This window comes from Streptomyces sp. NPDC002057 (assembly GCF_040296665.1).
Taxonomy (GTDB): domain Bacteria; phylum Actinomycetota; class Actinomycetes; order Streptomycetales; family Streptomycetaceae; genus Streptomyces.
Genome location: NZ_JBEOXR010000008.1, coordinates 186,064 through 206,672, shown reverse-complemented (window position 1 = coordinate 206,672; position 20,609 = coordinate 186,064). Strand labels below are relative to the sequence as shown.

Below are 20,609 nucleotides of genomic sequence, written 5' to 3'. Positions count from 1 at the left end.
TCACCATGGAGCTACCTGCCGGTAGATTCTTTCCTCCTTGAAGGATCAAGGAGATCAGGCCAGAAGATCAAGAACGATCAAGTCTGTAACTTGTTCTAGATTAGCGCGAGCGGTTACGCTCCGGCGAAACTCACGCTCGAAGGGGGTCGCGCATGACCGCTGAGGCCATAGAGGCAAGCCCCCGACAGGGCGTCACCGCAGCCGGTGACGGCCCGTTGCGGATCGCTCTCCTCACGTACAAGGGGAACCCCTTCTGCGGCGGTCAGGGCGTCTACGTCCGGCACCTCTCCCGCGAGCTCGCCCGCCTCGGCCACACCGTCGAGGTCATCGGTTCTCAGCCGTATCCCGTCCTCGACGAGGTCGTCGACGGCGCGGCACCGGCCGGGCTCACCCTCACCGAACTCGCCAGCCTCGACCTCTACCGCTCGCCGGACCCCTTCCGCACCCCGAAGCGCGACGAGTACCGGGACTGGATCGACGCCGTCGAGGTCGCCACCATGTGGACCGGCGGCTTCCCCGAGCCGCTCACCTTCTCCCTCCGCGCCCGGCGGATGCTCGCCGCCCGCCGCGGCGACTTCGACGTCGTCCACGACAACCAGACCCTCGGATACGGGCTGCTCGGCGGCCCGCGCGCGATCGGCGCCCCGCTGGTCACCACGATCCACCACCCCATCACCGTCGACCGGCAGCTCGAACTCGACGCCGCCCCCGACTGGAAGCGCCGCGCCTCCGTCCGCCGCTGGTACGCCTTCACCGGCATGCAGAAGCGCGTCGCCCGCCGGCTGCCCTCCGTGCTCACCGTCTCCGGCACCTCCCGGCGGGAGATCGTCGACCACCTCGGCGTACGCGAGGACCGCATCCGGGTCGTCCACATCGGCGCCGACACCGACGTGTGGTCGCCCGACCCGTCCGTCGCCGAGGTCCCCGGCCGGATCGTCACCACCTCCAGCGCCGACGTCCCCCTCAAGGGCCTCGTCCACCTGATCGAGGCGCTCGCCAAGCTCCGCACCGAGAACCCCGACGCGCACCTCGTCGTCGTCGGCAAGCGCGCCGAGGACGGGCCCGTCGCCGCCGCCATCGAGCGGTACGGGCTCGCCGGCGCCGTCGAGTTCGTCAAGGGCATCAGCGACGCCGAACTCGTCGACCTCGTGCGCTCCGCCCAGGTCTCCTGCGTGCCCTCGCTGTACGAGGGGTTCTCGCTCCCCGCCGCCGAGGCCATGGCCACGGGGACGGCGCTCGTCGCCACGACGGGCGGGGCGATCCCCGAGGTCGCGGGGGACGACGGCGAGACGTGTCTCGCGGTGCCGCCGGGCGACGCGGGAGCGCTGGCCGTCGCCCTGGGGCGGGTGCTCGGTGACGCCGATCTCCGGGCCAGGCTCGGTGCGGCGGGCCGGGCCAGGGTCCTGGAGCGGTTCACCTGGGCCCGCGCTGCCCAGGGCACGGCCGAGCTCTACCGCGAGGCGGTGGCCCGGCAGGGCGCCGGAGCCCGCCGGTGACGCCTCACCCCCGTCGCCGGGTGCGGCCCGGTGGCCGGGCGGTGCCCGCCGGCGGTTCCCTCCCGCGGAACGTCCGCCCACAACCAGTTTCCCACCGCGAAAGCAGGGCCTCGTGCTGACCGTCGACTTCACCCGTTTCCCGCTCGCCCCCGGCGACCGTGTGCTCGATCTGGGCTGTGGTGCGGGGCGGCACGCCTTCGAGTGCTACCGGCGCGGCGCCCAGGTCGTGGCCCTCGACCAGAACGGCGAGGAGATCCGCGAGGTCGCCAAGTGGTTCGCCGCCATGAAGGAGGCCGGGGAGGCCCCCGCGGGGGCGACCGCCACCGCGATGGAGGGCGACGCCCTCAACCTGCCCTTCCCCGACGAGTCCTTCGACGTCGTGATCATCTCCGAGGTCATGGAGCACATCCCGGACGACAAGGGCGTCCTCGCCGAGATGGTCCGCGTCCTCAAGCCCGGCGGCCGGATCGCGATCACGGTGCCCCGGTACGGCCCCGAGAAGATCTGCTGGACGCTCTCCGACGCGTACCACGAGGTCGAGGGCGGCCACATCCGCATCTACAAGGCCGACGAACTCCTCGACAGGATCCGGCAGGCCGGGCTCAAGCCGTACGGCACCCACCACGCGCACGCGCTGCACTCGCCGTACTGGTGGCTGAAGTGCGCCTTCGGCGTCGACAACGACAAGGCGCTGCCGGTCCGCGCCTACCACAAGCTCCTGGTCTGGGACATCATGAAGAAGCCCGCCCTGACCCGGGTCGCCGAGCAGCTGCTCAACCCGGTCGTCGGCAAGAGCTTCGTGGCGTACGCGACCAAGCCGCACCTCCCGAAGGCCGACACCAAGTGACCTCTCCCGAGCGGATCGCCGAACACCTCGTCCTGCCCGGGGTGCTCACCGCCGAGCAGGCCGCCGAGACGGTCACCGGGATACTCGCCGTCCAGCGCGAGGACGGCGCCCTGCCGTGGTTCCGGGGCCACCACCTCGACCCGTGGGACCACACCGAGGCCGCCATGGCCCTGGACGCGGCCGGTGAGCACGCCGCCGCCGCCCGGGCCTACGAGTGGCTCGCCCGGCACCAGAACGCCGACGGCTCCTGGTTCGCGGCCTACCACGACGGCGAGCCCGACCGGGTCACCGACCGGAGCCGTGAGTCCAACTTCGTCGCGTACATCGCGGTCGGCGTCTGGCACCACTACCTGTCGACCGGCGACGACGCCTTCCTCGACCGGATGTGGCCCGTCGTCTACGCGGCCGTCGAGTTCGTCCTCGGGCTCCAGCAGCCCGGCGGCCAGATCGGCTGGAAGCGCGAGGCCGACGGCGCGCCGGTGACCGACGCCCTGCTCACCGGCAGCTCCTCGATCCACCAGGCGCTCCGCTGCGCCCTCGCGATCGCCGAGGAGCGCGAGGAGCCGCAGCCCGACTGGGAGCTGGCGGCCGGTGCCCTCGGGCACGCGATACGCCGGCACCCCGAGCGTTTCCTCGACAAGTCCCGCTACTCGATGGACTGGTACTACCCGGTCCTCGGCGGCGCGGTCACCGGGCCCGAGGCGAAGGTCCGCATCGAGGCGGACTGGGACACGTTCGTCGTGCCCGGCCTCGGCGTGCGCTGCGTGGTCCCCAACCCCTGGGTCACGGGCGGCGAGAGCTGCGAACTCGCCCTCGCGCTCTGGGCGGTGGGGGAGTCGGACCGGGCCCTCACGATCCTCCAGGACATCCAGCACCTGCGGGCCGACAACGGCATGTACTGGACGGGGTACGTCTTCGAGGGCGAGCACGAGAGCGACAAGGCCATGTGGCCGGAGGAGCAGACCAGCTGGACGGCCGGCTCCCTCCTCCTCGCGGTGGCGGCCCTCGGCGGCGAGGAGGCGACCGTGGCCGTCTTCGGCGGCGAACGCCTCCCCACCGGTCTCGAACCGGACTGCTGCGGGACCTGAGGGGGGTACGGGCCGGGGGCGGGCCCCCGCACCCGGACGGAGTCGCCCGGGTGGCGGGCCCGTGGGGCCGGGGTGAGGCTGACGCCACAGTCCCGAGGAGGTCCCGCCGTGCCCAGACCCGTGTCCCGCTCCGTCTCCCGTGGCGTCGTGGCGCTGCTGATGTCCTGCGCCCTGCTCCTGACGACCGCAGCCTGCGGCGGTGACGACACGACGAGTTCGAGCGGCGCCGCGACCCCGACGAGTTCGGCCACCTTCGAGCAGCAGAAGCTCGCCAAGACGCGGTTCGTCGCCAACGCCGGACTCGCGGCGGGTGCCACGTACCAGTGGATCGTGAAGCCGTACCGGGCCGGCAAGTTCAAGAAGGGCGCGGACGGCCGGACCTTCGCGCTGGTGAAGGCGGGCCTCGCGGGCGCGTTCACGTACAACCGGCTCAAGGCGGCGACGAACAACGCCAAGGGCGATCCGCTGCTCTCGAAGGCGGTCGCGCCGCTGACGGCCGGCATCGAGTCGCTCAAGGAGCTCGGGACGAAGCTGCGCAAGGGCGAGGTGGGCGACGCGGACGTCGGCGCCTTCGAGAGCGTCATCAACAGCGTCAAGGACGCCGGCAGGAGCGTCGGCGCCGAGGTCGTCGACAAGGTTCCCAGCGCCTCCCAGCTCAGCGGCGGGTGACCCGCCCGGTCAGGCGTTGAGTTCCGCCAGCAGGCGCAGGGTCGCGGGGTCCGGTGAGGTGACCAGGAGGTCCGTCACCGGACCCCGCCGCCAGGCGTCGAGCCGTTCGGCGATCCGGTTCCGGGGGCCGACCAGCGAGATCTCGTCCGCGAAGGCGTCCGGCACGGCGAGCACGGCCTCGTCGCGCCGCCCGGCGGCGAACAGCTCCTGGACGCGCCGGGCCTCCTTCTCGTACCCCATGCGCCCCATCAGGTCGGCGTGGAAGTTGCGGGCCGCGTGTCCCATCCCGCCGATGTAGAAGCCGAGCATCGCCTTGACCGGCAGCAGCCCGGCCGCCACGTCGTCGCAGAGCTGGGCCCGGACCATGGGGGCGACGAGGAACCCCTCGGGGAGGCGCTCGGGCAGCGCGTACACCTCGGCCCAGCGGTCGGGGGTCCAGTACAGCGGCAGCCAGCCGTCGGCGATGGTGAGGGTCTGCGCGATGTTCTTCGGCCCCTCGGCGCCGAGCAGGACCGGGAGCCCGGCCCGCAGCGGGTGGGTGATCGGCTTGAGCGCCTTGCCGAGACCGGTGCCGTCCGCCCCGGTGTACGGGTGGGAGTGGTGGCGTCCGTCGAGCCGGACCGGGGCCTCGCGGCGCAGCACCTGGCGGACCACGTCGACGTACTCGCGGGTCGCCGTCAGCGGGGAGCGGGGGAAGGGGCGCCCGTACCAGCCCTCGACGACCTGCGGCCCGGACAGGCCGAGCCCGAGCAGCACGCGTCCGCCGGAGAGGTGGTCGAGGGTGAGCGCGTGCATCGCGGTGGTGGTGGGGGCGCGGGCGGCCATCTGCGCGACGGCGGTGCCGAGCTTGACGCGGCTGGTGTGGGCGGCGATCCAGGTCAGGGCGGTGAAGGCGTCGGAGCCCCAGGCCTCGGCCGTCCAGACCGAGTCGTAGCCGAGCCGCTCGGCCTCGCGGGCGAGGTCGAGGTGGGCGAGGGAGGGGCCGCGGCCCCAGTAGCCGAGGGCGAGTCCGAGGCGCATGCCCGCATCCTTTCTGACGCTCCGTCAGGAACAGTGCACGCGGGGACTGTACGCCAACGGCCCCCCGCCCGGAAGGGATTCCGGACGAGGGGCCGTCGAGGTGCCGCCGGGCGTCAGCCGCGCTGGATGCCCGTGGTGTCCTGGAGGACTCCACGGCGCCCGTCCTGCGTCTGCGCCACCAGGGCGGCGCCGCGCTGCTCGACCGCCAGGTACCAGGTACCCGGGGCCAGCTCGGCGATCGGCGCCTGGGAGCCGTCCTCGCCGTACAGCGGGCGGGCGACCGGAACGGCGAACCAGAACGGCGCGAAGTCCGAGGACGGCTGCGCCTGCGGGGCCTGGGCCTGCGGCTCGGGCTGCTGCGGGGCGTGCGGCTGCGGAGCCGGGGCCTGCGCGCCGAACGGCTGGCCGGCACCCTGCGAGGGGTCCTGCGGCCCGCCGTACTGCGGGTGCTGCGCGCCCGGGTAGCCGTAGCCGCCGGGAACGCCCTGCGGGCCGGGCTGGCCCGGCTGCATGCCGTACGGCTGCGGGGTCTGCGGACGCGGCGCGCCCACGAGCGGGGCCTTGAGGGCGGGGACCAGCGGACCGGCCACGGCGGCACCGGCCGCGATCAGGGCGGCGATGAGGCCGAGGATCAGGCCCGCGCCGGCGCTCGTCGATTCGAAGACCCACATCAGCAGGGTCCACGCCGAGGCGATGGTGAACGCGGCGCCCACCTGCCCGAGCTCCAGGCCGGCCACCTTGCGCTGCTGCGGCAGGCTGCGGGAGAGGACCACCAGGGCGGCACCGGCGATGCCGAGGAAGAACGCGCCCCAGCCGAGCGGCGACGCCTCCCACGAGTTCGGCAGGTCGACCTGCTTGCAGATCTCGTCCGGGCCGTCACAGCCGGCGTAGGAGAGGAACGAGGCGATGAACAGCACCACCGCTGCACCGATCAGCACGCCATCGCCTCGGGTGAGGGAGCGGATATTCACGTAAGAGTCCTTCGTCGGTCGTCGGTCGTCGCGTGGGGGTGGCACTCGGGGCTTCATGGCACGGGGCGGGCCCATCGTACGGAGCGAATCTATCGCCCGCCGGTTCTACCCCTTGAGGTAGGTCGCGATGCCGTCCGCCATCCCCTGGGCCGCCTTCTGCCGCCACGTCGCCGACGTGAGCAGCTCCGCGTCCTTCGGATCACGCATATTGCCGCATTCGACGAAGACCTTGGGGACGGTTGAGAGATTGAGTCCTCCGAGATCGTCGCGGACGTCCAACCCCGTTCCGGAACCGAGGTAGTTGGCGGGTGCCGTCGCGGTCGCGCGGGCGAACCCGTCGGCGATCCGCTCGCCCAGCTCACGGGAGGGGCCGACGATCTTCGCGGTGTCGGCGGAGCCTCCGCTCACGCGTGCGGGAAGGATCACATGGAATCCCCGGTCGCCGACGGCGGAGCCGTCCGCGTGGACGGAGACCACGGCGTCGGCGCGGGCCGCGTTCCCGATCCTCGCGCGCTCGTCGATGCACGGGCCCCAGGGGCGGTCGGCGTCATGGGTGAGGACCACCTCGGCCCCCCGGGCGACGAGGAGGTCGCGCAGCCGGTGGGAGACGTCGAGGGTGAAAGAGGCCTCGGTGTACCCGGCGTTCGTGGAGGTGCCGGTGGTGTCGCACTCCTTGCGGGTGGTGCCGATGTCCACCTTCTTGTTGATCTCCGCGGAGTGGCGGAAGTTGCCGGCGTTGTGACCGGGGTCGATGACCACGGTCCGCCCGGCGAGCGACCGGGCGGTCGGCGAGGCGGGAAGGGGGGAGGCGGACGGCCGGCCGGAGGAGGCCGGGGGAGTCGTCGCCCCGCTCTCCCGCGGGGCCCCAGGTCCCTCCGCGGACTTCCCGCTCGGCGGCGAGGCCTGCGAGGCACCGCAGCCGGCGAGCGCGGCGCAGCACCCCGCGGCGGCGAGGACGAGGGCGAGGGGGCGGCGGGTGATCTTCCGGTGGTCGTACGGCACCCGGCGACTCTAGGCCCTGCACGGGGCGAAAACCCGTAGCGGGTAGGTCGCAGGTTGGTCACCGGCTTCGGAGAACGGTGGACGCGTGTGCGCGGACCGTGAAGGGTAGGTCTCCAGGGCGACGGTGGGGTGTCACCGCGCATGGACCCACGAGGGGGAACCGTGGTGGGGGAAGAACCGAACGACGCACGTCCCGAACCGTCCGACCGACCAGCCGGTGACGGCGGGTCGGACCCGCGGACTCCTACGGCGCCGTGGCAGGCGCCGCCCGCGCCCGCCGCCACGCCGCCCGCGCAGGGCTTCGGCCCGCCGCCCGGAGCCGCGCCCGCCGGAGGCCCGCCGCCGGGCCCCGCGCCCGCCGGAGGCCCGCCGCCCGGAGCCGCCGCGTCCGGGCCGCCGGGAGCCGAGCAGCCGGGCGCCGCGCCCGCCGCGGGCCCCGCCACCGCGCCCGGCTGGGCCGGTGCCGGAACGCCTCCGCCGCCGCAGGGCGCCCCGCCCGGCTACGGACCGCCGCCGGGCTACGGACCGCCCGGATACGGGCCGCCCCCGTACGGCGCCCAGCCGCCCGCGCAGCCGCGCGGCGAGGCGAACGGCGCGCAGGCCGCCATGATCGGCCTGCTCAACCTCTCCTGCCTGGGCCTCGGTTACGTCCTCCTGCGCAACTGGATCGGCGCCGCGCTCTGCTGGATCGCCACCGTCGCCCTGCTCGTGCTCGCACTCCCCGCCGACGTCGACGGCGTGCCCCTGGGGGTCCTCGCCGGCTACGGCGTCTTCCTCCTCGCCGTCGCCGCCGACGGGGCGAGACGCGGACTGCGCGCCACCCTCACCCTCGGCGCCTCCTTCCGCCGCCTCGCGCTGCCGCTCGCCCTCGTCCTGCTCGCGGTGCCCGCGGGCGGCTCGCTCGCGTACGGGGCGGCCCGCGACGAGGCGAAGGAGGAGGCGCTCCTCGCCCGCCTCGCGGAGGCGGACGCGCAGGTCGAGACCGCCGACGACGGCCTGACCTTCGACAAGGCCGAGCCGATCTACCGCAAGGCGCTCGCCACCTACCAGGACCTCGGCACGAAGCACGCGGGTTCGCGGGCCGGGAAGCTGGTCCCCGCGCGCCTCGACACCTACTACGAGACGGTCTCCCGCCCGTACGCGAAGAAGGCGTACTGCGAGGCCGTCGCGCCGCTCAAGCACCTGCGCGGGCTCGCCGCCACCTTCGACAAGGAACTGCTCGGCGTCCGGCCCGCCAAGACCGACGAACCGCTGGCCGAGTCGCTCTTCGAGTGCGGGACGGACGCGCTCGGCGTCGAGGCCGCCGACCCGCCCGCCAGCGAGAGCCTCAACGCGCTGTACGACACCTTCCCGAAGTCGCGCCAGGCGACCCAGGTCGAGCCGGCCGTCCGGGCGGCGATCAAGACCCGGACGACGGCGCTCACCGCGGGCACCACCCCCTGCGAGACCACCGAAGAGCTGCGCGCGCTCGACTCCGCCGTCGACAACCTGACCGACCCCGCCCTCGCGGAGGCGGCGAAGGAGGCCGCGAGCGGGGTCCAGCGGGGCGACTTCGCCTGCGGGACCTCGCAGTTCAACAGCAAGGAGTACGACGACGCGGTCAAGACCATGACCCAGTACGCCAAGGACTACCCGAGCAGCCCGGACGCGGCGCACGCCCGTTCCATCGCCATCGCCGCCGAGATCGCCGAGGAGGAGCCCGCGGCGGGCAGGAAACTGCCCTCGGCCGACGTGCCCGGCGGCACCCGGATGGTGATGGTGGTCAGCAACGACGGCCCGGGCGAGGTCGAGCTGCTCTACACCGGTCCGATGACCGGCAAGGTCACCCTCAGGTCCTGCGGGACCTGCACGAAGTACCCGAGCCCGATCTTCGCGGGCGCCAAGAAGATCAAGGCCTGCACGGGGCCGTCCTCGAAGTACCCGAAGGCGACCCTCCTGCTGCCCGCCGGTGACTACCACTTCCTCCAGAAGCGCGTCTCCACCGGCACGTCCACGGCCGGGGACACCAAGACCAGCAAGGCCAAGATCGAACCCGGCTACAGCTACACCAACTGCCTGTACGTGACCTCGGGCTTCTGACCCGGGCGACCGTCCGCCCCGGCGGCCGTCCCCTCCACGGGGGCGGCCGCCGGCGCGTTCCGCACGGCGCCGGGCCCGGCGGCGGCGCGCGGTGCGGTGCGGCGGCGGGCGTCGTGCGGTGCTCAGCGGCGGCGCAGGACCCGCATCGAGTCGGTCACCGAGACCTCCTCGAAGTCACCCGACTCCAGCGCGCGCAGGTAGATCCGGTACGGGGCCTGGCCGCCGTCCGCCGGGTCCGGGAAGACGTCGTGGATGACGAGCAGCCCGCCGGGGGCGACCTTGGGGGCCCAGCCCTCGTAGTCGTTCGTGGCGTGCTCGTCGGTGTGCCCGCCGTCGACGAACACGAACCCGAGCTGCCCGCCCCACACCTTCGCGACCTGCGGCGACCGGCCGACCACGGCGATCACGTGCTCTTCGAGGCCGGCCCGGCGGAGCGTCCGGCGGAAGGTCGGCAGGGTGTCCATGAGCCCCACCTCGGGGTCCACCACGGTCTCGTCGTGGTACTCCCACCCCGGCTGCTGCTCCTCGCTGCCCCGGTGGTGGTCCACGGTCACCGCGACCGTCCCCGCCCGCCGGGCCACGTCGGCCAGCAGGATCGTGGACCGCCCGCAGTACGTGCCGACCTCCAGGAGCGGCAGCCCGAGCTTCGCCGCCTCCGTGGCCGCCCCGTACAGGGCGAGCCCCTCCTTGACGGGCATGAAGCCCTTCGCGCCCTCGAAGGCGGCAAGGATCTCGGGGGTGGGCTCGGCGGCCATGGGCGGGTCCTCCTACTGGCGGGTACGCGGGTACGGGCGCCCATCGTGCCCTACGCGTCGCACCCGAACCACACCGTCCCGCCGTGGGCCCGCTCCGTCACGTTCCCCCCGGGTCCGCCGCCCTCTTCGTGGGGGACCCGGCCGCGCCGATCGCCCGTGTCATGGAGGAGGCGCGGTCACCGTCGTCGGCGCGACCGTCACCAGCGTGGTTCTCGCCGCGAGGCGTCCCGGCGGTCGCGCCCGACAGGTGCGAGCTCACCGGTTCCAGCCAATCTATGGCTGGATCTCGACCCTCAACTCTACTGTCTCTTCACAGACTTCACACAGGTCGCACTGCTCGTGAGCTTGGCGATTGCACACGGCACACCCCCGAGAACTCCGGCAAACGGGTTTTCGTTCCCCGTTCCGAAGTGGTGCGGGGCTCTTGCCGAGCGCTTGTTACTCGCGGTTAAGTAGCGCCGCGCATCGGGGCCTGACCAGTCCCTCGGGGGGCGCGCACGTCATCGGCGGTCGGGGGAACGGCGCCGCCACGGGGAGGATCGGCGTCGCCGTGTCGCGACGCCCGCTCACTGTGCACATCGCCCGGGTCACCCCTGCCCGCCCTCGTTCGCTGCTGTGAAGGAAGCCTTCCTTGCGGTTCAAACCGGGGTTGCTCAACCCTCGATCACGTTCGTCCACCACTCTCACCACCGCCCTCACGTCCGTCACGGCGCTCGCCGTCCTCGGCGGTCTGGGCGTCCGTCCCGACCTGTCCGCGCGGGACGCCCAGCCCGTCGCCGCCACGGCCGACTCGTACGACGGCTACGACGTCAAGGCGGCCGAACGGCTGCGCGAGGACCAGTGCATGGGCACCGAGGCCCTGCGCATGGGCGGGCCCAACCTGCACGCCCTCGCGCAGAGCGCCCTCGTCCTGCCCCCCGACCAGCTCCACGAGAAGCTGAAGCGGGACATGTTCGACGACAAGACCCCGCTGCACGCGGCCTGGAACCTGGACCGCACCCTCACGGACCAGTGGCTCGACAAGGTCCAGAAGCAGGGCAACGCGTGGAACAGCGCCGCGAGCCTGGACTCGTACCCCAACGCGCCCAAGGACGCGGGCAAGATCTTCGAACAGACCGGGCTCCTCCCGTGGCTGTACCAGGGCTACTCGGACCCGCTCAACCTGTTCAACCCCTTCTACGAGTCCTCGCCGACCGCCGACGACAGGACGAAGGCCGCGGCGCTCGCGATCGGCGACCCCCTCTACACCAGCGGCGGAACGCCGAAGGAGCAGGAGGCGTGGGCGCTGTGGAAGAAGAACTCCGGGAAGATCGAGCCCAACCAGTACTTCGTGCCCCGGGTGTTCGCCGATGACGCCCGGATCTTCCTCGGCTCCGGCGGTTTCCCCCGTACCGCCGCGGAGCCGGGCAGCCCGGAGTTCCGGATCGCGGTCGAGGACCTCAAGGCCCGCTTCGGGGCCTGCGGCTGGCACGACCCGATCGACCCCAACAGGGTCCTCGGCAAGCAGGTGGCGCAGGCCGCGTCCGAGTGGCAGCAGGAGATAGCCGGTCAGACCGCGCAGCGGCAGCAGATCCTGACCGCCGGCAAGGACGCCACGAAGGCGCTCCAGGACGGCGCGTACGCCCTCAGCATGCTCGTCGGCCAGTCGTGGCTGGCCGACTACTACACCCGCTGGCAGGACCACTGGACCCCCGGCGGGGTCGGCTGGATCGGCAACGGGTACACGGTGGTCGAGGTGCCCGGCGCCAAGGGCACGTGCCTGGACGTCCAGGGCGGCGCCAAGACCAACGGCACGCCCGTCCAGATCTACACCTGCAACGGCAGCGCCTCGCAGGAGTGGTCGCTCGAAGGCGGTGAGGAGGACCTCCACCTCCGCAACACCGGCTCGTTCAAGTGCCTGGACGTGGCGGGGAACGCCTCCGCCAACGGGACGAAGATCCAGATCACGGACTGCTACAGCACCAAGGGCCAGTCGTGGAAGGCCGATGTCCGCGCCCCCTCGACCCTGCGGAGCGTGACCACGGGCAAGTGCCTGGACCTGAGCGCCTTCACGGTGGGCACGGACGCGCGGCTGTTCGACTGCAAGGACACCAGCGCCCAGAAGTACCTGATCAAGCCGAACGGCAAGAAGGGCGCGGGCAGCACCCCGCAGCCGGTCAAGGCGCAGTTCGACGCGGCGACGAAGGGCCTCGCCGACGCCCGGACGGCGGCGAAGACGCACCTGGCCGCGGTGAAGGCCCAGCTGGAGAAGGCCAAGACCTCGGCGACCGCCTCCGACACGGCCGTGCAGGCCGCGTACGGCATCGCGGACGCCGCCGGTGCGCCGCGCGGCCGCGGTCTCCTGGTCGGCCAGCAGAAGGCCCAGGTCACCAAGGGGACCGTCGCGGCGCTGACCGCGATGGTGAAGGCGGGCGAGACCGCCGAGGCGGCCACCCGGGCCGCCGCCGGTGACAGCGCGACCATCACGCAGCGCGCCCTCGCGCAGACCGCCCAGGTCAACGCCGAGTTCCGCAAGGAGGCCGCGCGCGTCGCCGAGTCGCAGGCGAAGGCGGCGGCCGACGGGGCCAAGCTGCACCGCGACAACGCGAAGAAGGACAAGGAGACGGCGGAGGCCAAGCTCGCCGTCGCGCTGAAGGCCGAGGGCGACGCCAAGGCGGCGGCCGCCGACGCCCACGCCAAGCGTCTCGCGGCCGAGGCCGAGGAGGCCACGGCGAAGGCGGAGAAGGACACGGCCGCCGTCAAGCAGAACGAGGCGGCCCAGCACCGGAGGAACGCCGACGCGGAGGCCGTGAAGGCCGAGGACGCCCGGAAGGCCGCCGAGGCATCCGAGAGCACGGCGGTCGCGAAGAAGGACTCCGCGGTCAAGGCCCGGGACAACGCCAAGGCCAAGCGGGACGACGCCTGGGAGGCCGAGCAGCGGGCCGACGCCGCTCGTGCCAAGGCCGACGCGAAGGAGGCGTACGCCCAGGCGCACGAGTCCGACGCGTACGCCAAGGAGTCCCGCGACGCGGCCGACGCCGCCTCGGCGCACGCCGACGCCGCGGAGGCGGCCGCCGGCCGGGCCCGCGGTGAGGCCGACGCGGCCACCCGGGCGGCATCGGAGGCCGACGCCGCCGCCACCCGCGCCGAGGCCGCCGCCAAGCGGTCCCGCGCCCACGCGGACGCCGCCCAGGCCGCCAAGCTGAAGGCCGACGCCGCCCTGCGGACCGCGACCAGCGCCGCCGCGGACGCCATCGACGCCTCCGAGCACGCCGCCGCCGAGGCCCAGACCGCCGTCCGGCTCGCGGACGAGGCACAGAAGCTCGCCAAGACCGCCAAGGCCGAGGCGGACGCGGCGAGCAAGGAGGCCGCCAAGGCCGTCGCCGCCGCCGCGAAGGCCGCGGGCTTCGCCCACGTCACCGCGCAGGCCGCCGTGGACGCGGGCAACGCCGCCGTACAGGTCGCCAAGCCCGCCAACGACGCGATCCAGCTCGGCTCGCCCTACGCCGCCACCGACTCGGCCGCAGGCCTCGTCGTCCTGACCGGGCAGGGTTCCAAGACGATCGCCGACCAGCAGAAAGCCGTCGCCGACGCCCACGCCAAGAACGCCCAGGCGGAGGCGGTGGCGGCCAAGAGCATCGCCGACCAGGCCGTCGGTGACGCGAAGATCGCCCACCAGCACGCGGCTGGCGCCGCCGGGCACGCGGCGACCGCGCGGGGATACGCGAAGGAGGCCCTCGGCTACGCGGCCGACGCCGCCGCCGCGGCCGCGAAGGCCACGCAGTCGCTGGCCCGCACCGCCGAGTACGACCGCAAGGCCGCCGAGGACGCGGCGGCGGCGGACAAGGCGGCCGGCCGCGCGGAGGGCTACGCCGCCCAGGCCCGCGACTCCGCCGACCAGGCGGCGCTCGACGCCCAGGCCGCCCGTGAGGCCGCGTCCCGTGCCGAGCAGTCCGCCAAGGACGCGCGGGCGGCCGCCGACCGGGCCGACACCGCCGCCACCGAGGCGGAGGAGGCGGCCAAGGACGCCCTGAAGTACGCCGAGGAGGCGCAGGAGGCGGCCGACCGGGCCGAGGCCGCGCAGAAGAACAACTCCATCGCCGACGGCGGCACCACCGGTGTCGGCGGTGTCTTCTACGTCGTCGACAAGATGGTCCCGGTCGGCGATCCGGAGATCAAGAAGAAGGAGAACTGCAACGTCATCATCCACGTGGGCGACTGCGTGATCACCGCGGTCATCCACTTCGACGCCTACATCGACCTGTACCTGTGCACGGCCGAGGACATGCCCGCGACCGAGGCCGGGTGCCCGGCGGAGGCGGTCGTCTTCCTCGGATCCGACGTCCTGAAGAACCAGAAGACCGAGGTCACGCACACCCTGTCGATGGTCGAGTTCAACTCCGGCATCGACCCGGTGAAGATCCTCCTGGGCGACTTCATCGAGTGCGCCCAGAAGATCGCACCCGGGGGAGAGTCGGGCAGCTGGGCCGGATGCGCCTGGGCCGCCACCTGGTTCATCCCCGGCAAGGCGTACAAGGCGATCGGCGACGCGCTCCACGCGTTCAACGCCTCCCTGCACACCGGCGTCGGCGTCCGCGAGGCGTTCGCCGCGCTGCGGGCCCTCGACCTCGACCCGGCCACGATCGCCCGGCTCGAGGACACCGTCAACGTCTACGAGGACGTGTTCGTCGCCTGCCGGCGGAACAGCTTCCCCGGCGGCACCGGCGTCCTCATGGCCGACGGCTCCCACCGTGCGATCCGCGACGTGCGGATCGGCGACCGGGTGCTCACCACCGACCCCCGGACGGGCGGCCTGCGACCCCAGGACGTGACGGACACCTTCCGCCACGACACCCGGCGCCTGGTGGACATCTCCGTCGACGGCGGTCTGCTCACCAGCACCATCGGCCACCGGTTCTTCGTCCTCGGCCGCGGCTGGACGACGGTGGCCGAACTGCGCGTGGGCGACCGGCTGCGTACCCCGCAGGGCACGGAGCAGACCGTCACCGCGCTGCGCGACCGGTCGGGTCTCGCGCCGCGCACGGTCTTCGACCTGACGGTCGACGGGACCCACACGTTCTACGTGCGTCCGCAGGGCGAGCGGCCCCAGGACGTCCTCGTCCACAACTGCACCAACATCGTCGCGGACGAGGGACTGTTCGGCGCGCACACCCTCGGGACCCACGTCCGCCAGTCCGACGATCTGATGCGGGCCAAGGCCGAGGTCGACGGCATCGCGGGCAAGTGGACCGACGAGGCGACGGCCGCCGAAGCCGTCAAGCAGGCGATCGAGGAGTGGATCAAGCACGGGGACAACGCCACGACGTTCCAGAACTGGCAGCGGAAGCAGTCGCAGAACAAGAACGGGTTCGTCGCGGAACGGGACTGCCTCCGCTTCGACTGGACGCTGAAGGACAAGGGCTCGCTCGGCACCGTGTGGCGCGCCGGCGGGGAAGAGGCCGGGGAAGCGGCGGGCAACAGCGTCCGGGTGGTCCTCCGGTACGTTCCGAAGTCCGCCCAGCCCCGACCGCACAACCCGAGCAAGTACGTCGTGTTCACGTCGTACCCGCTTCCGAAGAAGAAGTAGCGCGGTGGCCGGACACCCGTCCGGCAGGCTGACGCGGTGACAAGGAACGGGCACCCTTCCTCCCGAGGGGTGCCCGTTCGCACGTGAACGGACAGGGACACGGAGGAAGAGGTCGATGGCGCGCGTGCGCGAGGTCTACTACTACGACCATGGGACGGACTTCGGACTCAGCGGGTTCGCCGGGGCGCTGGCCGGCCGGACGGGGCTCCGCCTCGACGAGGGCGTGACGCTGGCGCTCGCCGCGAGGCGGGCGGCGGACGAGGACGTCCCGCTGGGCCGGGACGTGCGGCTCCTCCTGGACTCCGGGCTTCCGGACGAGGCGCTGCACGCGGTGTGGCTGGCCGCCGTGCGCCGCCGCTTCGACCCGGCCGAGGAGGGCACGGACGTGCGCGCGTGGATGCGCCGGGTCTCCGGGGCGTGCCCGCCCCGTGCCCTGGAGCGGGACCCGTACGAGGAGAGGAGCCTCGACGAGGTGCGGCCGACGGTGGCGGAGGACGAGCTGCGGGGGGTGGTGGCGGCCGAGATCGCCGCGAACGGTGCCGGGCTGGCCCGCGCCGTCGCGGTGCCGGACGCCGTGCCGGCGCTGCTGCGGGTGGTGCGGGAGGTGGACGCGGACCTGGGGCTCAGGCTCTTCCTGCGGGTGGCGAAGTCCTACTCCGTACCGCTCGGCAAGGAGTCGTACGACCGGCTGACGGCGCTGGGACGGCGCCTGGCCTATCCGCCGGACGCCGTCCACGAGGGGCTGGAGGTCCACTGGCCGCCCCTCGATCCCGGGCGGCGGGACCTCGGTGTCGGCCGGTTCGGCGTGCAGATGCTGGCGGCCGTCTTCCGGGGCACGGACTGGCACCACGAGGGGACCGTGCGGGAGAACATCCTGCGCGTGTTCGACGCCGACCACGGGGAGGTGCCGGGCTCGTACGCGGCCGTGCTCCTGGAGGACGTGCGCCGTCTCCTCGACTCCGCTCTCTCCGACGAGGCCGTCGCCGCCCTGTGGCGCGCCGCCTCCCGGCGGGTGCGGGTCACCGGGGAGGACGAGTTCGACGCCGACGTACGGGCCTGGCTGGAGCGGGTCGCCGGGGAGTGCCGGGCACACCTGGCCCGGATCGATCCCTGCTACCTGCCGTACGTCTCGTCCGCCCGGACGGAGCTGGCGGAACCCGTGCTGCGGGAGGTCCGCGAGGCCGCGCGCACCGACGTGGCCGAGGTGCGGGCCGTGGCGCCCGTTCTCGAGGACGTCGTCACGACGGTGGACCCGGACCTGGGCTTCCGTCTCCTCCTCCAGCTCCTCTCGGCGTACGCGGTCCCCGTGACCGGCGCCCGGCGGGCGCGCCTGCTGGAGCTGGCCGAACGGCTCGGCTACGGCCCGGAGCACGTCGAGGACCACCTGCCGGATCCCGCGAACTGACGGGTCAGGCTCCGGCCAGGACCCCGCGCAGCTTCCGTACGCCCGCCTTCCACGCCTCGCCGTCCGACTCCTCCCAGAGCTCCAGGAGTTCGGACGGCTCCACGAGGACGCGGTCCAGGGCCGCGACGGCCTCCGGGCGCAGTTCGGCGGGGAGGGGCGGCAGCGGGTCCTTCGGGGCGTACGAGGTGGTCACCGGGTCGCCGCCGGGGCACTGGGCCGCCAGCAGGGCCGCCGAGGCGATCGCCTCCACGGCCACGTCGGCGTCCAGGTACTCCGCCCCGGTCCCGGTCACGTCGCGGAAGGTCGCGCGCAGCACCTCGGCCTTCCTCTCCGCCGGGGCCTCGTCCACCCGGTAGGAGAAGTCGGCGGCGGTGTCGCTGTCGAAGGGGCCGATGTCCCAGGTGCCCATGGCGTGCTCGCTCTCTCGCGTCGTCCGGCTGTCCCCACAGCGTGGCACCCGCCACTGACAACGCCCGGGCCGCCGCGTGCCGGTGGGGTGTGCCCGGCTCCTCCCGCGCCCCCCGGGCCGCTCGCCACGGACCTCCAGGATCTCCCCGACCCTGAGCCGGACCGCTCAGGCCTCTCCGTCCTCGACGCCCAGGTCGGCGCGCATGGCCTTCTTCATCGCGCCGACGTAGGGCCAGACCTCCTGGTGGAGTTCCGCCTCCATCGTCGACAGTTCCGCCGCGTACGTCGTGGGGTCCCCCGCGTACCTGCGGAGCTTCCCGTAGGCCTCGTTCAAGCGCTCCTTGGCCGCGCCGGCGGGACGCGACACCACCTTGGGGACGATCATCTGGGACTCCGCGTAGCTGTCCCGGTAGGCCAGCCTGGCCGCCTCCAGGTTCTCCAGGGACGTGGCGACGCCCTCGTCCCGTCCCAGCGCGTGGAGATGGTTGGTCATCTCCGTCAGGTACTGGCGCGCGGCGGTGTTCAGCGTGATGTAGCAGGCGCGCCGGCGCTCCAGGCTCTCGTGCCGCCCCTGCCGGGCCTGCTCCGCCCGGAGCAGCTCCTCGGCGTGACCGCGTTCCTCGCGCCGCTGTTCGGCGGCGGCCTGGAGCTCCATGCGCTTGGTGCGGTCCGCGCGGCTCTGCGTCAGGAGCGCGGCCCCCAGGGTCCCCGCCACGCCGACCACGGCTATCAGCAACGCCGTCCAACTCGCGCCCATGTTCCCCCCTGCGTACGGCTCCGTCCTCCCGACGATGCTGCCACAGGGCGCGCCCGGAGGTCCGGGGCGGCGGTCCGGGGCGGCGGTCCGGGCCGGGCGGCGCGCGATCCGCGGCGCGGTGAGATTCCCGTCCCGTATCTGACCTTCCGTCAGAATGGAACGTGTTCTAGTCTGCCGCGCATGGGCATCGCCATCACGCACGAACAGCGGGAGCTCGCACGATCCGTCCGGGGCTGGCTCGCCCGCGCCGTACCTCCCGAGGAGGTCCGCAAGCACCTGGACGTCCCCGACACCGCCACCGGGCGGCCCCCGTACTGGGACGCCGCCGCCGAGCAGGGGCTCCTCGGACCGCACCTGCCCGAGGAGCACGGGGGAGGGGGCGGCGACCTCGGGGACCTCGTCGTGGTCGTCGAGGAGGCCGCGCGGGCCCTGCTGCCGGGAGCCCATCTGCCCTCCGTGCTCGCCGCCGAACTCCTCCACCGGGCCGGACGCCCGGAGCTGGCCGGAGCCCTGGCGCGCGGGGAGCGGATCGGGGCCGTCGTTCTCGACGGGCCGGGCGGGGCGGCCGGGCCGGGCACGGCCGGCCCGCCGGGCGTCGGCAGCGCCACCGGAAGCGGCACCCTCACCGCCGTCCGAACCGCGAGCGGGTACCTCCTCGACGGCGCCGCGCCCCCGGTCCTCTGCGGCGCCCAGGCCGACCTCGTGCTCCTGCGGGCCGCCACCGCCGACGGCTCCGTCTGGCTCGCCGTCGACACCGACGGGCTCGCCGTCCGGCCCCACGAGAGCGCCGACCCCACCCGGCCCACCGCCGAGATCACCGCCCGCGCCCTCCACGTCCCCGCCGCGCGAGAGCTCGCCCTCGACTCCGCCCTCGTCCACGACCTCGCCGCCGTCCTCCTCGCCGCCGACGCCTGCGGCACCGCCGCCCGCGCCGTCGAGACCGCCGCCGAACACGCCCGGACCCGGGAACAGTTCGGCCGGCCCATCGGACAGTTCCAGGGCGTCAAACACCTCTGCGCCGACATGCTCGTCCGGCTCGAACAGGCCCGCGCCCTCACCTGGGACGCCGCCCGCGCGGCGGCCGACACCGGAGCCGGGGAGCACGGCGAGGCCGCCGGAGCCGGGGAGCACGGCGAGACCGCCGGAGCCGGGGAGCACGGCGAGGCCGCCGGAGCCCGGGAGCACGACGACGCCGCCGCAGCCCGGGGCCGTGGCGAGAAGGACGCCGTCCGCTCCCTCACCGCCGCGCTCGCCGCCGCCACCGCCCTCGACACCGCGTACACCTGCGCCAAGGACTGCATCCAGATCCTCGGCGGCACCGGCTTCACCTGGGAGCACGACGCCCACCTCCTGCTGCGCCGCGCCCTCGTCGCCCGCCAGCTCCTCGGCACCGGCGACCACCACCGGCTCGCCGCGCTCCGGCACGCCGCCGCCGGGGTCCGGCGCGCCCTCCGCCTCGACCTGCCGGCCGAGGCCGACCCGTACCGCGTCGCCGCCCGCGAGGCCGTCGCCCCCGCCGCCGGACTCGACCCGGCCGCCGCACGGCGCGCGCTCGCGCCCACCGGCTACGCGGCCCCGCACCTCCCGGAGCCGTACGGACTCGGCGCGGGCCCCCTCCAGCAGCTCGCCGTCCAGCGCGAGCTGGACGAGGCAGGGATCACCGTCTCCGGGCTCTCCATCGCCACCTGGGTCGTGCCGTCGCTGCTCGCCCACGGCACCCCGGCCCAGCAGGCCGAGCACCTCGGCCCGACCCTGCGCGGCGAACGCCTCTGGTGCCAGCTGTTCTCCGAACCCGGCGCCGGCTCCGACCTCGCCTCCCTCCGCACCCGCGCCGAGCGGACCGAGGACGGGCGCTGGCGGATCACCGGGCAGAAGGTGTGGACGAGCGCCGCCCAGTGGGCCCACCACGGCATCCTGCTCGCCCGCACCGACCCGGCCGCCCCCAAGCACCAGGGGCTCACCTACTTCCTCGTCGACATGCGGAACACCCCCGGGATCGACATCCGTCCGCTCAAGGAGATCACCGGGGACTCCCTCTTCAACGAGGTCTGGTTCGACGACGCGATCCTCCCCGCCGGCGCCGTCGTCGGCGAGGTGAACGACGGCTGGCGGGTCGCCCGCAACACCCTCGGCAACGAACGCGTCCACATGGCCGACCAGGTCGCCTTCGACACCGGCCTCGAAGCCGTCATCGCCCACGCGGACCGGGTCGACAGCTCCGTACGCGTCCGGATCGGCGCCCTCCTCGCCGAGGCGCACGCGCTCGCGTGCATCGGTCTGCGCACCACCCTGCTCCAGGTGTCCGGCCTGGAACCGGGCGCGGGCGCCAGCGTCCGCAAGCTCGTCCAGACCCTCCACCAGCAGAGGCTCGCCGAACTCACCCTCGAACTCCTCGGCCCCGAGGGCGCCGTCCGCGAGGGCCCCGGCGAACGCGCCGTCCACGGACTGCTCATGTCCCGCTGCCTCACCATCGCGGGCGGCACCACACAGGTACAGCTCAACGTCGTCGCCGAGCGGCTGCTCGGCCTTCCCAGGGACTGAGAGGG

At 73.6% G+C, this 20,609-nt stretch carries 14 protein-coding genes; 8 read left to right on the top strand and 6 right to left on the bottom strand.

Translation table 11 applies throughout. The annotated features are described in order from the left end of the window. Positions 1–152: 152 nt before the first annotated feature. From ABT129_RS10050 to ABT129_RS10035, 4 genes are all read left to right on the top strand, one after another. Positions 153–1,496 (top strand): glycosyltransferase family 4 protein, encoded by a 1,344-nt coding sequence (locus tag ABT129_RS10050; RefSeq protein ID WP_351898943.1) that lies wholly within the window; start codon positions 153–155, stop codon positions 1,494–1,496. A gap of 112 nt (positions 1,497–1,608) precedes the next feature. Then, positions 1,609–2,343, top strand: a complete 735-nt coding sequence (locus ABT129_RS10045) for a class I SAM-dependent methyltransferase (RefSeq protein WP_351898942.1) — start codon at positions 1,609–1,611, stop codon at positions 2,341–2,343. Beyond that, positions 2,340–3,431, top strand: coding sequence for a prenyltransferase/squalene oxidase repeat-containing protein (locus tag ABT129_RS10040; RefSeq protein WP_351898939.1), 1,092 nt, complete (start codon positions 2,340–2,342; stop codon positions 3,429–3,431). The genes ABT129_RS10045 and ABT129_RS10040 overlap by 4 nt, the downstream gene beginning before the upstream one ends. 108 nt (positions 3,432–3,539) lie before the next feature. Then, positions 3,540–4,100, top strand: coding sequence for a hypothetical protein (locus tag ABT129_RS10035; RefSeq protein WP_502981702.1), 561 nt, complete (start codon positions 3,540–3,542; stop codon positions 4,098–4,100). A gap of 9 nt (positions 4,101–4,109) precedes the next feature. Here ABT129_RS10035 and ABT129_RS10030 read toward each other — a convergent pair whose 3' ends face one another. The 3 genes from ABT129_RS10030 to ABT129_RS10020 all read right to left on the bottom strand — a co-directional run bounded on the left by ABT129_RS10030 (position 4,110) and on the right by ABT129_RS10020 (position 7,093). Then, complete coding sequence (locus ABT129_RS10030; protein WP_351898937.1) at positions 4,110–5,120, bottom strand: LLM class F420-dependent oxidoreductase; 1,011 nt, start codon at positions 5,118–5,120, stop codon at positions 4,110–4,112. Between the two features lie 113 nt (positions 5,121–5,233). Continuing rightward, complete coding sequence (locus tag ABT129_RS10025; protein WP_351898935.1) at positions 5,234–6,091, bottom strand: DUF5336 domain-containing protein; 858 nt, start codon at positions 6,089–6,091, stop codon at positions 5,234–5,236. 105 nt (positions 6,092–6,196) lie between these two features. Further along, on the bottom strand, positions 6,197–7,093 hold the full coding sequence (locus ABT129_RS10020; RefSeq protein ID WP_351898932.1) for an N-acetylmuramoyl-L-alanine amidase: 897 nt from the start codon (positions 7,091–7,093) through the stop codon (positions 6,197–6,199). 162 nt (positions 7,094–7,255) lie between these two features. On the opposite strand from ABT129_RS10020, the gene ABT129_RS10015 reads away from it, so the two are divergent. After that, the gene (locus ABT129_RS10015; protein ID WP_351898930.1) at positions 7,256–9,172 is read left to right on the top strand and encodes a hypothetical protein; all 1,917 of its coding nucleotides are present in this window, start codon (positions 7,256–7,258) and stop codon (positions 9,170–9,172) included. Positions 9,173–9,294: 122 nt separating this feature from the next. Here ABT129_RS10015 and ABT129_RS10010 read toward each other — a convergent pair whose 3' ends face one another. Further along, positions 9,295–9,927: a class I SAM-dependent methyltransferase gene (locus tag ABT129_RS10010; protein WP_351898928.1), complete on the bottom strand. Its 633-nt coding sequence runs from the start codon at positions 9,925–9,927 to the stop codon at positions 9,295–9,297. Positions 9,928–10,771: 844 nt separating this feature from the next. On the opposite strand from ABT129_RS10010, the gene ABT129_RS10005 reads away from it, so the two are divergent. Next, positions 10,772–15,493, top strand: a complete 4,722-nt coding sequence (locus ABT129_RS10005; RefSeq protein WP_502981704.1) for an RICIN domain-containing protein — start codon at positions 10,772–10,774, stop codon at positions 15,491–15,493. A gap of 115 nt (positions 15,494–15,608) precedes the next feature. Beyond that, a complete protein-coding gene (locus ABT129_RS10000) occupies positions 15,609–16,898 on the top strand; it encodes a hypothetical protein (RefSeq protein ID WP_351898924.1) in 1,290 nt (429 codons plus the stop codon). A 4-nt stretch (positions 16,899–16,902) separates the two neighbouring features. Here the strand turns inward: ABT129_RS10000 and ABT129_RS09995 are convergent, their stop codons facing one another. Both ABT129_RS09995 and ABT129_RS09990 read right to left on the bottom strand, forming a co-directional pair. Beyond that, positions 16,903–17,307 (bottom strand): DUF4259 domain-containing protein, encoded by a 405-nt coding sequence (locus tag ABT129_RS09995; RefSeq protein WP_351898921.1) that lies wholly within the window; start codon positions 17,305–17,307, stop codon positions 16,903–16,905. 165 nt (positions 17,308–17,472) lie between these two features. Next, on the bottom strand, positions 17,473–18,063 hold the full coding sequence (locus ABT129_RS09990) for a hypothetical protein (protein ID WP_351898920.1): 591 nt from the start codon (positions 18,061–18,063) through the stop codon (positions 17,473–17,475). A 180-nt stretch (positions 18,064–18,243) separates the two neighbouring features. Between ABT129_RS09990 and ABT129_RS09985 the strand changes: the two genes are divergently transcribed. Then, a complete protein-coding gene (locus ABT129_RS09985) occupies positions 18,244–20,604 on the top strand; it encodes an acyl-CoA dehydrogenase family protein (RefSeq protein WP_351898918.1) in 2,361 nt (786 codons plus the stop codon). Positions 20,605–20,609: the final 5 nt, after the last annotated feature.

Bases quoted from the DNA above. Each gene is read 5' to 3' on its own strand.
- ABT129_RS10050 (WP_351898943.1), top strand. From the start codon at position 153: ATGACCGCTGAGGCCATAGAGGCAAGCCCCCGACAGGGCGTCACCGCA.
- ABT129_RS10030 (WP_351898937.1), bottom strand. From the start codon at position 5,120: ATGCGCCTCGGACTCGCCCTCGGCTACTGGGGCCGCGGCCCCTCCCTC.
- ABT129_RS10010 (WP_351898928.1), bottom strand. From the start codon at position 9,927: ATGGCCGCCGAGCCCACCCCCGAGATCCTTGCCGCCTTCGAGGGCGCG.
- ABT129_RS10005 (WP_502981704.1), top strand. From the start codon at position 10,772: ATGGGCACCGAGGCCCTGCGCATGGGCGGGCCCAACCTGCACGCCCTC.
- ABT129_RS10000 (WP_351898924.1), top strand. From the start codon at position 15,609: ATGGCGCGCGTGCGCGAGGTCTACTACTACGACCATGGGACGGACTTC.
- ABT129_RS09995 (WP_351898921.1), bottom strand. From the start codon at position 17,307: ATGGGCACCTGGGACATCGGCCCCTTCGACAGCGACACCGCCGCCGAC.
- ABT129_RS09990 (WP_351898920.1), bottom strand. From the start codon at position 18,063: ATGGGCGCGAGTTGGACGGCGTTGCTGATAGCCGTGGTCGGCGTGGCG.
- ABT129_RS09985 (WP_351898918.1), top strand. From the start codon at position 18,244: ATGGGCATCGCCATCACGCACGAACAGCGGGAGCTCGCACGATCCGTC.